Here is a 13,280-nt window from a genome sequence, read left to right on the forward strand (position 1 = left end):
ATATTTCAGTGTGAATAGTGCTAAAGCACCTACTACAAACCTTGATTAACATAATGCGTGATTCAAGAAATTACGCCATAATTTGATTCCCTTTGGTTCCTGATAATTTTGCGGCAATAAATCAATTAAAGCTGCTTGCAAAGCATTTAAAACTGCTTGCACTTGTGATGATTTTGGTCGATGAGATTGAGGAAAAAGTAAAGGTTCACCAAACCTGAGAGTTATTGACTTTCTGAAATATAAATCTTTACTGCCAATAATTGCCACAGGAACGATCGGCACTCCCGCCCGCAAAGCATAAATTGCCACACCTTTTTTTAAAGGCATTAACTTAGATTCCGCAGTTCCCAATTTGCCTTCAGGAAAAATCAACATCCCATTTCCATGAGATAAAATACCTTGACTAATTCGATCTAATCTTCTCAGTTTTTGGAAAGATTTACCATCAGGAACATCTCGATCGATCGCACTTGCTAAATCTACTAAATCCTCTCTATCTTTCCGCGCCCCTTCAATAACAGCTAACTCTTCTTTCCACAAACGATCTAAGGGAATAGTGCCACCATTAAAACTCAAAAACCCTCGTTTCCACCATTTATTATAAAGAGTTCTAGCATCACCTAAAATGTAATAAAAAGGATTTGCTGGAACTTCCGCAAGAATCAGAAAAGGATCGAAATGGCTGAGATGATTCGATGCTAAAATTGCCGGAACTTGGGGAATTCTTTCCCGGTATTCCACTTTTACCCGAAACAAAGAATGGATAATAGTTCTGATTAGTAAACGTCGCAACTCGCCATTTACTTGTTTGTGGGAATTACCAGGCGTATATATCGCCTCCGCATTTGCCAAAGATTCCCTTGCACTTTCCCTAGCTTCAGGATCTCGCGCCGCCATTAAACCTTCTTTAGCCCGGTGAATAATCCCCTCTGTCAGTGGTGGGAGAAAATTTTCCCGATCGTCATTTTCTGTCGTAATTAAACCCTCATCTAAGCTACTATTCATGCTAGTTTATTGCCTGATTAACTTAGTTGCATCACACTTTAGATGAGAGTTTAGCCAAACTGAAAATTGGCGTTGACAGTTTACCCATCGTCCTGTTTAAACTGCTTTGTAGCAAAGTAAAATCGTAATTTTAAAGTAGTTAGAGTGGACGATTAAACAACTGTCACCGTTTCATCCCAAATCCTTCTGCCTTCTGCCATTCCCCAAAAAAAAGAGGGAAGAATTTCTCCCTCCCTCTGAGTAACTTTTGCTTGTCACTGAAATTAAACTTGTGAGCGATCGGTCAAAATTTCATAACCATCTTCAGTCACCAAAACTGTATGCTCGAATTGAGCCGAAAGCGCATTATCCACAGTTACCGCAGTCCACTTATCGCGCAAAGTGCGAGTAAACTTAGAACCAGCATTTACAATAGGTTCGATCGCCAAAGTCATCCCAGCCCGCAATTTTACATTTGGCATTTCACGAGTGCGGAAATTAAACACCGAAGGTTCTTCATGCAGATTTCTACCTACACCATGTCCGGTAAAATCTTCTACGATCGTAAACCCATTCGCTTCCACATGATCTTGAATTGCGCCAGCCAGATCCATTAAATAATTACCAGCTTTAACCTGTTCAATACCTTTGTATAAAGCTTCTTCCGCTACCCGAATTAACTTAGCCGCCTCTGGCGTTACCTCACCTACACCAATAGTGATGCAAGAATCACCATGAAAACCTTGAAAGTAAGCGCCCGTATCAACTTTTAAGACATCCCCAGCGCGAATAACTTTTTTAGCGTTGGGAATACCATGCACCACTTCATTATTAATACTAGAGCAAATAGAAGCCGGAAATCCCATATAACCTTTAAAACTGGGGGCTGCGCCCATTTCCCGAATCCGCTTTTCCGCGTAAGCATCAATATCAGCAGTCGTCATTCCAGGTTCTACAGTCTGAGAAATCTCCTTGAGCACCGTTGCCACAATTTTCGCTGCCTGTCGCATAATGTCAATCTCACGCTGCGACTTAATTTCAATTCCTCTACGTTTTTTTGTGGTTGGGGCTGCTGGTGCTTGGGGGAGTATGTTGCTGAGAATGTTCATAGATTAACAGGTAGCTAAGGGTGGTAATTGAGAGTGTTAGGTAGACGGTAGTCAATATTTGGCAGTTAGTAACAGTATATAGCCTGAAAGCTAAGATTTATTAACGATATCAGCACAAACATACATCTTACTTTCCTACTACCCACTACCCACTACCTAACTTCTGTTTGACAGTTTGTTATCTTGTCTTAATCTAAGTTAACTGATATTGCAACTTTGTTGCACTAACCGCAGGTTGAACACACCCCAACTAATGTAGAGACGTTATATATAATATCGTTTACCCAAATGATTGATACAAATAAAGTAGGGGCGGGTTTAGCCAAAAGCCTGAAATACCCAGCCATAAGATTAAAATCAAAACCCGCCCTTTCCCAAGCATCTGTAGCAAATATTTAGGTAATCGATATAACATCTCTACATGATGGTTAATCAAGCGGACATGATAAAAGTCCTAAAATACCTCTTTTTCTCTCCACATCAATATAACCAGTAGAAATACGGTAGTTATAGTCAATTCAAACCAATTAAATTAGAAATATCATCACCGAGAGATTAAACAATTTTCCGCTAAATGAATGCAGAAAATTTCCCCCTTCTTTAGGCAAATTTCCTGTGGTTATTTAGCAAAACCACCGCTTTATTTAAAACAACTAATCAGGGACATCTATTTATAGTAAACGCTCTACCTACACCAGCATTTTCCGCTCAACCAGCATCACTGGAAAACCTGGCATTGCACAAATAATTTCCTTCCTGAACCTTAACATCTTTGAGTAAAAAATACAATGGCTACCGTAAATTTTAACTTCTCTTCCGTTTTTGATAAAGATGTCATCATCAACCGCAATGGCACCACCACAGACCCCACCCAAGATGGTCTGAGCGTCTGGAATGAAACCCTTGTCACTCAGACCTTTGCCACCTTTAAAGTAGGTGCTAATGGCAATGGTTTGCCCGACAACGGCTTTTTCGCTGCCAATAGCTACCATCCCGCCATTCAACTCGGCTACAGTAACAGCAGTGACGGCAACAACGCCAAAATCCTCAACACCAACAATACCAGCTTTACCTTCAACGTTACATCTGGTCAATATTCAGCTATTCACCTGTTCGCCACCAGTGCAGATGGTACAGCCGGGATAGAGGTGAAGTTTAACTATAGCGATGGCACTAATGAAACCAAAACTGGGAGTTTACCCGACTGGTTTGATACCATTAGCGAAACCTCTGACAAATACTATCTGATTGATGGGATGGATCGGAGCTTTGATGTCACAGGAAGCAGCTATGATGATGCTAACACGGTCGCCCTGTACGGACTGAAGTTCGCTCCCAACTCAAGTAAAAGCCTCCCTGGGATTGCCCAGTTCCATTGATTTAGCCACGTTTGACCCCATCGCGGCGGCCCAAGCGGGTTCTCCTGAAGGATTAGCGGTGTTAGCGGCTCAGGTGGCGGTGCAAACTTCCATAACTCAGTTTAGTGATTCCTATCAAGCGATTGCCCCTGACCTGGATGCTAGTATCATCGGGAATGTCGTTATTGCAGGTCTAGCTTCCGCTATCCAAGACGGGCCGTTAAATCTAAGCGATGCCAAGCAAATTGAAGCCTTGTTAAATAAGGCCCTGAATGAGGTAGACCTCACCCAGCTAGAGGCAGCCGATGTTACCAAGATTCAACAAGTCAGTAGTAATATAGGTCAGTTTTCCCAAGTGATGGCTGCCAGCAACGCGCAAATCCTGACGGCAACCACCACTGATGGTATCTTCAAAGCCCAAAAAGTTGCCCAAACCAGCATTGCTGAAGATTTAGTTGCTGCTTTCAAGGGGACAAAATCTTTTAGTGAAGTGGTAGCAGAAAATACGGGAGTTGCCCTAACTAATCAAATTAATGCGGCGACTATTGATACTTCTGCAATTATTCAGGCTTACGCAGATAGTTACTTGAGTGGCGACCAAGTTTTACGCTCAATTAATAGTATTTACATTACTCCAATTCTGGCTAGCAATCCTCCCCATGATTTGATGTTTGGCGATGATTTGGCTAACACTCTCATGGGTGGAATTGGGAATGATACGATTTTTGGCAGAAGTGACGATGATTTGCTTTTTGGTAATCAAGGTCAAGATTTCATTAATGGTAATAAAGGCAAAGATACCATTTTTGCGGGAAAAGATGATGATTTGGTGCGGGGTGGTCAAGGTGATCACCTAATCTGTGGTGATTTGGGTAATGATACTCTGTGCGGTGATTTGGGTAATGATCAGGTGTATGGCGGTATCGGTAATGATGTGGTCTTGGGTAATGCAGGTGATGATGTTTTAAATGGCAATCAAGGTAAGGATACCTTGTTCGCTGGCGATGGTGATGATTTGCTGCATGGGGGTAAGGATGATGATTTCCTCTCTGGTGGTGTGGGTAAAGATACTGTTTCTGGAGATTTGGGTAACGATACTCTCTGCGGTTATATTGGTAATGATTCGCTCTTTGGTGGGGCGGGTAATGATATTTTTGTTTTAGGTGCTGGTCAGGGTTCTGATGTAATTACTGATTTTGCTGTTGGTCAAGATTTGGTGCAGTTGATTAACAATCTCAGTTTTGCTGATTTAAGTATTACTCAAGGGAGTGGAAGTCAAGTTGCTGATACTTTGATTCGGGTGAGTGCTACTAATGAGTTGTTGGCATCTTTGAGTAATGTTTCTGCTAGTTTGATTACGGCTAATTCTTTTTTGGTTGGTTGATGTTAGGACTTACGCACTTTCAGCCTGAAACTTAGATCCCCCTAGAGCGCCAGTCCAGTAGAAGTATTTGACAAAATGAACTAAATGAGGTTAGTTGTACAGACCTTGGCAGGGCGAAGCATTCGGGGAGAAAATCTTGGGTTTTGTACAACAAATTGTCGCCCGAATGCTTCGCCCCTACGTGAAACATATTTTTATTTTTTTGTCAACCTCTTTTGCTGGACTGGCGCTCTAGCCCCCCTTAATAAGGGGGGAATTTCTAAATCACCTTTTTGTTGTGGAGGATTTTTTTATGCTCGATCGCAATTTCCTTTATCTTACTGGTCTTCCTGGTTCTGGAGTTGGGTTTTTATCTCAGCTTTTGGCACAACATCCCGATATTTATAGTAGTAATTTGCCATCACCTCTTGGCGATATATTGGTTAATTTCCGCTCTTTTGTCAGCACTAACTCTCAAGTTGCTAATCATTTAAATCAGGAATTTAATCTGACAATGGAGCGATCGCTATTGGCGATGAGAGGCTTGATAAATGGTTGGTATTCCCCAATTTTTCAACCTTGGATCGTGGATATTCATCCCCAATGGTTACAACATTTGGAATTAATTCATTTACTCGATCCAAATTGTCGCATTGTGGTTTGTGTGCGGGAGTTAGGACAAGTTTATGCAGCGATAGAAAACCAACATCAAAAAACTCTTTTGTTAGATTTTCCCGAAAAATTGGCTGAAATGTCAAGGACTGAACGTGCCCAACAATTATTTGCTCCTCAAGGTGCGATCGGCTCGTTTCTCAAATCTTTAGAACAATTGCAAGATTTAGAAGAAAGCTTAGAACAACAATTATTTTATGTGGTTTACGAACATTTAATGAGCGATCCGAATGAGGTTTTAACAGAATTAGTCAACTGGTTAAATCTTGCGCCTATTTCACCTGATTTCACTAAAATTAATCAGGAATTGCCAAATTATTCAGAATCTTCGGGTAAATATGTAGAAGAATCCTATAATCCAAATCAACCTTTGGTTTATTATACTTTACCTAAGCGTTTTGAAGTTACTATTAAACAAAACTTTGGTTGGTTTTATCGGATTTTTTATCCAGGTCAATTGTAAGTCATATTGATTCTTTCAATGTTTGCTAAAGTTGGAATGGGCGGGTTTTGATTTCAATTTGATTCCTGGGCATCAAAGCATCTGGCTAACCTCTTACTTCTTTGTAGCAATTATTTCTGTAACCGCTATTACTATAAAATTATGACTCTTAATCCGCTAATTATTCATCAAGGACGCTCTTTGACTTTCAAACGAACAACCCCAGATGATGCGCCTTTGCTGTTTGAAAAAATGTACTCTTCTTATGAGTTTATGCGGTTGTTTCGTTTGAACGATCTGCCAGAAACGGTAGAACAGGTGAGGGAAATTTTAATTAAGCGATCGCATTCAACCCCAGCAGAAACAGGTTATTTGGAATGCTTAATGATTCATAAAACTCATGGTGCGATCGGCATTATCGCCGCCGCAGATTATACTCCATTGCATCGCAAGGCTGAATTATTAATTGGAATTTTTGATGAACAATACCGTTCCGCTTCCTATTGTGCTGAAGCTTGTTCATTAATGACAGACTTAATTTTTAATGCTTACCATTTGCATCGATTTTATGCTTATAGTTATGGTTATAATCATCCTGCCCATGCAGCTTTGTTATCAGGGGGATTTCAACTTGAAGGCGTTATGAAAGAGCATCTATACGATCCAGTAAGTCAACAATATGTTGATCTGCACATTTATGGAATGAATGAAGCTCAAATGCGACAAAATCCTCGGATTGCTAGTTTATCTAAACGATTAGTAGGACGTGATATTACCCAACCTTTGACTGCGCCTCTTCCTCCCCCCGATGAATCAAAAATCCCTTCTACTTTATACCCTTCTCAACAGCAACCATTTTTTGTGAAATCAGGAGTGTTCAGAAAAGTAAAATTCTTTTCATAACCCTGATACTTACCCATTATATAATCTCCCAATCTTCAATTTGTAACCCTTGAACTCGACTCAGTTCGCTGACATTGTGAGTAACTAAAATCAAATTATTCGCTAAAGCAATAGAAGCAATTTGTATATCATTTGAGCCAATAGGAGTTCCCTTATTTGCTAAATTCGCCCGAATGTTGCCATAAATTTCCGCACAGAGATCGTCAAAGGGTAGAGATACAAACTGCTGCAAAAACGATTTTTGAATATTTAAACTTTTTTGAGTATTATTACTCCTCATAGACCCATAAAATAACTCAGCTTTCACCACAGAACAAACCGCAATTTTTTCGGGTTCTAGATTATCAAGATGATTATTAATACTCATAGATCTACCCTTTAAATACATGATACAAACATTCGTATCTAGTAAATAAATTAAAGAACTATTATTCATCAAAAACTCCGATTAAATCATCATCCATCTCATCAGAAATTCCTAGTTCATCTTCTACAAAATCTAGATCGTTACAAGCACCATATAAATTAAGTATGCCTCCAAAGTGAAGCATATTTTTTTGTTTTAAAAACTCCTTAAGTTCAGAATCAGAAAAAAAGTTAAGCATATCTTTGAGTTCATCAAAATCAATTAACCCTTCTCGAAAAGCATCTAATACAAGATTGGCAATTATTTTTTGTGGTAAATTACCCCATTGATCTTGTATCTTTTCCGTTAACTTATCTGGTAAATCAATTGTGACTTGCATAATTTTAAAATCTCCCAACTCTACATTTTTATTTTAGTCCCTAAATCCCCCTTATTAAGGGGACTTTAGTCGTTTCTTTGGTAAATAAAAGGACTAAAGTCCTCACAACGAACTAAATTTTTACTCAGCAGAAATGATAATTTTCCCTGTCATTCCCGCTTCCGTATGCCCAGGTATCGGGCAACGCAGGGAATAAGTCCCCGGTTTTTCTGGGATTAATACCCATTCTGCTGTTGCACCGGGTTTAAGTTCTAATTCGTGAATTGCACCTTTTATTTCTACTTTCCCCGCTTCCACTTTTTGTGTCCAACTATTATCAGCAAAGTCTTTTGCCGTGAAGTAATGTTTTTGCGGACTGGGATTATTTAAAACTAACTTGTAACGTTTTCCTGCAACTAGCTTAAGTTCATTAGGGAAAAATTTCAATTCGTTGGCAGCATTACCCAAATCTATGTTTACTACTTCTGGATTAGTGGAAATGGCAGGTGCAGCAATTACTGGTAATGAAAATATGCCAACTAAGCAGAGGGTTAAGGAAATTACTATCCAAGTTTGGTGAATGATTTTTTTTAGCATGGTGAAAACGAAAAACTTATGTTTAATTATAAATTAGTAGAGACGTTTCATGAAACGTCTCTATCTACTAGTTTTGCACTATCGAGAAGCGGATAAAGACGGCCCTGCGGTGACAATAATTAAATTATCAGGTCGCAGTAATTCTTTAGCAATCTGATTTACTTGTTCCGTAGTTACAGCTTGAATTTGTTGCGGGAAATTGTGAATTTCTGACATTTCCAAACCGTAAACTCGATTCATCAAAATTGCCCCAGCTAAATTATCTGGATCTGCCAATTCTACAGCGTAACTTCGGGAAATAGAGTTTTTGGCATTTTCTACTTCGGCGTTAGTTACGCCTTCAGAGTGAACTTGTTGCAGCAAACTTAAGGTGCTGGAAATTGCTTTTTTCGCATCTTCTGGGGCGGTTTGCATATTAATTAAAAACAAACCTGGTTGTTTACCTGCGTTGAAGCTGCTATAAATGCCGTAAGTTAAGCCTAAGCGATCGCGAATTTCTCCCCCTAACCTACTAGAAAAAGCATCGCCACCCAAAATGTGATTAAACACTATTGCCGCATAATAACGGGGATCTTTGCGACTAATTGCCCGATAACCCATGAAAGTAATTGATTGCGTTTTACCGGGAATTACGGGATTTAATTGCACAGTTTTTTCCGGCATTGGGACATCAGGAAAAGTTACTTCTGGGAGTTTACCAGTTGCTTTCCAGTTACCAAATTGTTGTTGAATTAGCGATCGCACATTCCCCGAATCAAAATCACCCATTAACGTCAAAATCATCGTATCTGGGCGATAATGCTGTTTGTAAAACCGCACAATTTCCGCACGAGTAATACTCTGCAAACTACTAGCCGTAGGGAAAGCATGAAATGGATGATTTGGCGGATAAATCTTCTGTTGCAGAGTTTTATATGCTAAAAACTCTGGATCGTCTTTACCCTGTTCCAAATCGGAAATTGCCATTTCCCTGGTAATTTCTAACTGATCCACTGGAAATGTCGCATTTTGCAACGCATCAGCTAAAGTTTTAATTAATGTTGGCAAATCATTAGACAAACTACTGCCATCAATACTCACACCTTCCGCTGCTTCCTCAAAACCTAAACTAGCACCAATATTTTCCAAAGATTTGACGATCGCTAAAACATCCTTAGTTTTAGTTCCATTCAACAAATTTGCCGCCGTTAAACCCGCTAAACCTGACTTATTCTTTGGATCGAATTCTGTACCAGCCCGAATATAACCACTCAAAGTTACTGCCGGAGTACTTCGATCGGGAAACAGCAAAACTTGCATCCCATTATCCAAAGTAAAAGACTCTGGCAATACTTTTTGACTCGGTGTTTCTGCACTACTAGAAATAGGTGGCAAATACTTATTCACTAACTCTGGATCTACTCGCCCACCAGAATTATGATTTGCCAAAGTTTGATGATTATTAACACTTTGCGACGTAACTTCTTCCCGCAACTGAGTAGGTAAAAAATAACCTACACTGCTTTTTGCCGGAGTCAAATACTTTTTCGCCACTCTTTGCACATCAGCAGCAGTAACTTGAGAAATTGCTGCCATCAAATTATCCGTATACCGATAATCACCAGCAGTAGTTATTGCCTCTCCCAATTGAACAGCTTGAGAATTAATATCTCGATTCCCTAAAATTGCCCCAGCTTTATATTGTGCCTTCGCTCTTTTTAATTCCTCCGCAGTAACTCCTTTAGTTTGTAAACTGGTAATTACTTGGCTAATCATACTTTGGATTTTTTGCAGTCTTTGATTAGGTGCAGCACTAGCAGAAAGTCCATACCAACCAACACCCGCCAAAGTAGAAACTTCCCCTTCTATACTGTTAGCAATTCCCGACTCTACCAAAGCTTCATACAACCGAGAACTGCGTCCACCTGTTAATACATAATCCATCACTTGCAAAGCAGCTTCATCAGGATATCCTGCTTTTGGCAAAGGATACATGATTTGTAATAAAGGCACGCTTCCCGGTTCTTTAACCACAATTGGCGCTGTGCTCTTAGTAGTTGGTGAAGGAGTATTAATCGGAGTTGCTTGCTTTTCTAAAACCTTTTTTCTTTCAGCTTCTCCCCGTCGGGGAATATTGCCAAATAACTCTTTAACTTTTTCCAAAGTCGGTTCAGTTTGAAAATCTCCCACAATTAAGACAATGGCATTATCAGGACTGTAGAAAGTTTCGTAATAATATCGCACTTGTTCCAAGGTAAACTTTTCCACATCTGCCTTAGTTCCACCCACAGGTAGACCGTACATACTATTAGGAAAAGCCGCTTTAGCGACGGTACGATACAAGCGATATTCTGGACTATTTTCGTAACCTTGCAATTCCGAAATTACTACTCTTTTTTCCCGTTCTAAATCTTGAGGATCTAACCGGGCATTTTGCATTCTATCTGCTTCTAATGTGAGTAATGCCGTCAGCTTATCTCGTTCTACCGTGCCAAAATAAGCCGTTTGATCGTACCCAGTAAAAGCATTAGAATCACTTCCCAAAGCACTAAACAAATGCCCAAATTGAATTGGGCGATCGTTAGTTCCTTTGAATAACAAATGTTCTAATTGGTGGGCAATCCCATTAACTCCCGGTTCTTCATTTCGCGACCCTATTTTATACCAAACTTGCACCGTAACAACTGGTGCTGTATGTACTTCTTTCGTCAAAACTGTTAATCCGTTTTCTAGTACAGTTTGGCGAACATTTTCGGTTAAACTAGGTACTTGTGAAGCAGGATTAACTGCTAATTCAACGTTAGATTTGAAATTGGGATTTGGCAAATTGGAACTAATAGTAGATGGAGTAGAAGTTGCGACGCTGGCGAACATTAATATTGTTCCCAGACAGAGACTAAAAATTAATCCGAATCGGCGATATTTACGCCACAATCTTGAAAGAGACATAGTTTATTTGGCGAAAATTAAATTTTGTGGTTGGTTGAATTAAGCAATAGGCTATCTGTAAATTTGGTAGAAGTATTTTCTCAGCATACAGGGTAACAGATTAGCATTTTACCAACTTGATGCCTATTTCATAATTTCCAGAACCAGCTTTTCGCCTCTTAACTAGAAAATTCCTGATTATTTTAATGTTTCTTATTGATGGCTCGATCGCTAACTAGGACTGAGAACTCTAATAAATTCTAAGGGTAATCCATCAGTATCAGCAATAAATGTTACTTCATAAACTTGATTCCCGATCATTTGCTGGGTGGGTTCTAAAAGCACTTTCAGCGGTGCAACTTGTTCCGGTTGTTGGCGGGAAACTTCTGCAAAGCGTTCTTTTAACGATGATAACCAACTGGGTAAATCAGTGGTAGACTCTGTTAAATCAAACGATAGATGGTAATATCCCACGTAATGTTCGTTACCAAAAGCATCGGGCGCTGGGTGAGGTTCGGGAATTTGAATTAACTCGATGCGTCCCCCTAAACCTTCCATCCAACAAGCTAGAGTGTAACCTGTGGTGAAACGTTCGCAGACAGTGAAACCTAGCTGTTCGTAAAATGCGATCGCTCTATGTATATTAGCAGTCCGAATCGAAGCATGGTGCATAGGGCAGGGGACTGGGGGCAGGGGACTGGGGACTGGGGACTGGGGACTGGGGACTGGGGACTGGGGACTGGGGACTGGGGACTGGGGACTGGGTAGGTCAACAATCAACTACTCAAACAATCGGTAATAAGGATAACGCACCGGAACACCTGGTTCCTTTTCCAAATCGAAATTAATTACTTCCCAGCAGGGTTCCTCTTCCGGGTCAGGGCTAAAATCAACAGGTAAGCCGTAAAGTCTAGGACGGGAAGAGTCCGACTGTCCGCGCCAAGGAGTGCTTCTTTCCAAATAACCACTGATTAATTCCTGATAGCGACGGGCAATAATCACTCTGGTGGCGCGATAACCTTGAGTATACAAGCGATCGAGCGCCTCGTGAATTTCAAACCTAATCCCATCAGGATGAGTATGCTGACGATACCACTCATTATTCCACCGCCGCCATTGACGACCAGATTGCAGATGAATGAGTTCCCCATTCGTTGGGTTCGCCTCAAAAGCCCCATGACGCGGACACAAATAAGTATCCGTCAGTGTCAATGCCGGAATAGTTTGACGACAATGGGGACACTGAATTTCTGGGCCAAATATAGGGTATTGCAAACCGGGGCTAATCATGAAGTGAGTAATAACATTTTTTTGCGGTGGAATGGGTACCAGTGGTTCTATTTTAACGGAAATGTCGCGAAATTCCCCATCTGTCTACACAGTGGGGAATGTTTCTCGAAGTCCGTTTATTTGTTCGTGCTTCATAATTATCTCACTGCCAACCTTTCAGGTATAGCGGGAGTCCTCGGCTCGATTTAAGATAACTGATATGAGTTACTGAGGCATTTTATTAGGAACGATCGCAGATTGTGGAAAATATCAATCCCTTACTCACCAATTCATCATCCTATTGGCCCACACCCGATTTGTCAAAAGCCGCTTTTATCGCCCCCAACGCCACAGTTATGGGTTGGGTAACAGTAGCATCGGGCGTAAGCATTTGGTACAACGCCGTAGTTCGCGCCGATGTCGAAAAAATTTTACTAGGCGAGTTTACCAATATTCAAGATGGCGCAATTTTACACGGCGACCCCGGACAACCAACCATTTTAGAAGATTGCGTTACCGTTGGACACCGGGCAGTAGTTCATTCCGCTTACATCGAACGCGGTTGTTTAATTGGCATTGGCGCAGTCATTTTAGATGGAGTCAGAGTCGGCGCAGGTAGTTTAATTGGCGCAGGCTCTATTGTAACCAAAGATGTCCCGCCATTATCTTTAGTCGTCGGTGTCCCAGGCAAACGAGTCCGCGAATTTTCAAAAGAAGAAGCCGAAGAATTAATCGTCCACGCCCAACGTTATCACAAGTTAGCTTTGGTTCACGCTGGTAAAGGCACAGACTTGGGTTTCCCTCCCCCTGTCTTATAAAAGGCAGAACCCAGAAGGCAAAAGCTAACAATTCCCTCAGTCCCCAGTCCCCAGTCCCCTCCCCTGAAAAAATCTCCGCTGGATCTGGAAATTTTGCTCACTTGATCGCAAAATATAAATTAAAGATGAAAGC

At 40.7% G+C, this 13,280-nt stretch carries 13 protein-coding genes; 5 read left to right on the top strand and 8 right to left on the bottom strand.

The genetic code is table 11. From position 1 onward, the window contains the following. Positions 1 to 45 precede the first annotated feature (45 nt). On the bottom strand, positions 46 to 1,005 hold the full coding sequence (locus ACE1B6_RS03310) for a lysophospholipid acyltransferase family protein (RefSeq protein ID WP_413255808.1): 960 nt from the start codon (positions 1,003 to 1,005) through the stop codon (positions 46 to 48). A 263-nt stretch (positions 1,006 to 1,268) separates the two neighbouring features. After that, entirely contained in the window at positions 1,269 to 2,093 is an 825-nt protein-coding gene (gene map / locus ACE1B6_RS03315) for a type I methionyl aminopeptidase (RefSeq protein ID WP_413255809.1), read from the bottom strand. A 788-nt stretch (positions 2,094 to 2,881) separates the two neighbouring features. Here map and ACE1B6_RS03320 point away from each other — a divergent pair. From ACE1B6_RS03320 to ACE1B6_RS03335, 4 genes are all read left to right on the top strand, one after another. After that, entirely contained in the window at positions 2,882 to 3,472 is a 591-nt protein-coding gene (locus tag ACE1B6_RS03320; RefSeq protein ID WP_413255810.1) for a hypothetical protein, read from the top strand. Then, positions 3,456 to 4,835, top strand: coding sequence for a calcium-binding protein (locus tag ACE1B6_RS03325; RefSeq protein ID WP_413255811.1), 1,380 nt, complete (start codon positions 3,456 to 3,458; stop codon positions 4,833 to 4,835). The genes ACE1B6_RS03320 and ACE1B6_RS03325 overlap by 17 nt, the downstream gene beginning before the upstream one ends. Positions 4,836 to 5,127: 292 nt before the next feature. Then, the gene (locus tag ACE1B6_RS03330) at positions 5,128 to 5,949 is read left to right on the top strand and encodes a sulfotransferase (protein ID WP_413255812.1); all 822 of its coding nucleotides are present in this window, start codon (positions 5,128 to 5,130) and stop codon (positions 5,947 to 5,949) included. Between the two features lie 141 nt (positions 5,950 to 6,090). Further along, entirely contained in the window at positions 6,091 to 6,831 is a 741-nt protein-coding gene (locus tag ACE1B6_RS03335; RefSeq protein ID WP_413255813.1) for a GNAT family N-acetyltransferase, read from the top strand. Between the two features lie 16 nt (positions 6,832 to 6,847). On the opposite strand, the gene vapC is transcribed toward ACE1B6_RS03335, so the two are convergent. From vapC to ACE1B6_RS03365, 6 genes are all read right to left on the bottom strand, one after another. Then, positions 6,848 to 7,267 carry a type II toxin-antitoxin system tRNA(fMet)-specific endonuclease VapC gene (gene vapC / locus ACE1B6_RS03340; protein WP_413255814.1) on the bottom strand — a complete coding sequence of 140 codons (420 nt, stop codon included), beginning with the start codon at positions 7,265 to 7,267 and terminating at the stop codon, positions 6,848 to 6,850. Next, positions 7,260 to 7,577, bottom strand: a complete 318-nt coding sequence (locus ACE1B6_RS03345; protein ID WP_413255815.1) for a hypothetical protein — start codon at positions 7,575 to 7,577, stop codon at positions 7,260 to 7,262. The genes vapC and ACE1B6_RS03345 overlap by 8 nt, the downstream gene beginning before the upstream one ends. Before the next feature lie 120 nt (positions 7,578 to 7,697). After that, a complete protein-coding gene (locus ACE1B6_RS03350; protein WP_413255816.1) occupies positions 7,698 to 8,153 on the bottom strand; it encodes a cupredoxin domain-containing protein in 456 nt (151 codons plus the stop codon). A gap of 78 nt (positions 8,154 to 8,231) precedes the next feature. Then, positions 8,232 to 11,081 (bottom strand): M16 family metallopeptidase, encoded by a 2,850-nt coding sequence (locus tag ACE1B6_RS03355; RefSeq protein WP_413255817.1) that lies wholly within the window; start codon positions 11,079 to 11,081, stop codon positions 8,232 to 8,234. Positions 11,082 to 11,291: 210 nt separating this feature from the next. After that, entirely contained in the window at positions 11,292 to 11,732 is a 441-nt protein-coding gene (locus tag ACE1B6_RS03360) for a VOC family protein (RefSeq protein WP_413255818.1), read from the bottom strand. A 108-nt stretch (positions 11,733 to 11,840) separates the two neighbouring features. Beyond that, positions 11,841 to 12,350: a TIGR02652 family protein gene (locus ACE1B6_RS03365; protein ID WP_413255819.1), complete on the bottom strand. Its 510-nt coding sequence runs from the start codon at positions 12,348 to 12,350 to the stop codon at positions 11,841 to 11,843. A gap of 248 nt (positions 12,351 to 12,598) precedes the next feature. On the opposite strand from ACE1B6_RS03365, the gene ACE1B6_RS03370 reads away from it, so the two are divergent. Then, positions 12,599 to 13,147, top strand: a complete 549-nt coding sequence (locus ACE1B6_RS03370) for a gamma carbonic anhydrase family protein (RefSeq protein WP_459562965.1) — start codon at positions 12,599 to 12,601, stop codon at positions 13,145 to 13,147. The last annotated feature ends 133 nt before the right edge of the window (positions 13,148 to 13,280 follow it).

The sequence above is a fragment of the Floridaenema fluviatile BLCC-F154 genome (genome assembly GCF_041929135.1).
Classification (GTDB): Bacteria; Cyanobacteriota; Cyanobacteriia; order Cyanobacteriales; family Aerosakkonemataceae; genus Floridanema; species Floridanema fluviatile.

What these genes read in the sequence shown, in the direction of transcription:
- ACE1B6_RS03310 (WP_413255808.1), bottom strand. Translation starts at nt 1,005, where the DNA reads ATGAATAGTAGCTTAGATGAGGGTTTAATTACGACAGAAAATGACGAT.
- map (WP_413255809.1), bottom strand. Translation starts at nt 2,093, where the DNA reads ATGAACATTCTCAGCAACATACTCCCCCAAGCACCAGCAGCCCCAACC.
- ACE1B6_RS03320 (WP_413255810.1), top strand. Translation starts at nt 2,882, where the DNA reads ATGGCTACCGTAAATTTTAACTTCTCTTCCGTTTTTGATAAAGATGTC.
- ACE1B6_RS03330 (WP_413255812.1), top strand. Translation starts at nt 5,128, where the DNA reads ATGCTCGATCGCAATTTCCTTTATCTTACTGGTCTTCCTGGTTCTGGA.
- ACE1B6_RS03335 (WP_413255813.1), top strand. Translation starts at nt 6,091, where the DNA reads ATGACTCTTAATCCGCTAATTATTCATCAAGGACGCTCTTTGACTTTC.
- vapC (WP_413255814.1), bottom strand. Translation starts at nt 7,267, where the DNA reads ATGAATAATAGTTCTTTAATTTATTTACTAGATACGAATGTTTGTATC.
- ACE1B6_RS03345 (WP_413255815.1), bottom strand. Translation starts at nt 7,577, where the DNA reads ATGCAAGTCACAATTGATTTACCAGATAAGTTAACGGAAAAGATACAA.
- ACE1B6_RS03350 (WP_413255816.1), bottom strand. Translation starts at nt 8,153, where the DNA reads ATGCTAAAAAAAATCATTCACCAAACTTGGATAGTAATTTCCTTAACC.
- ACE1B6_RS03355 (WP_413255817.1), bottom strand. Translation starts at nt 11,081, where the DNA reads ATGTCTCTTTCAAGATTGTGGCGTAAATATCGCCGATTCGGATTAATT.
- ACE1B6_RS03360 (WP_413255818.1), bottom strand. Translation starts at nt 11,732, where the DNA reads ATGCACCATGCTTCGATTCGGACTGCTAATATACATAGAGCGATCGCA.
- ACE1B6_RS03365 (WP_413255819.1), bottom strand. Translation starts at nt 12,350, where the DNA reads ATGATTAGCCCCGGTTTGCAATACCCTATATTTGGCCCAGAAATTCAG.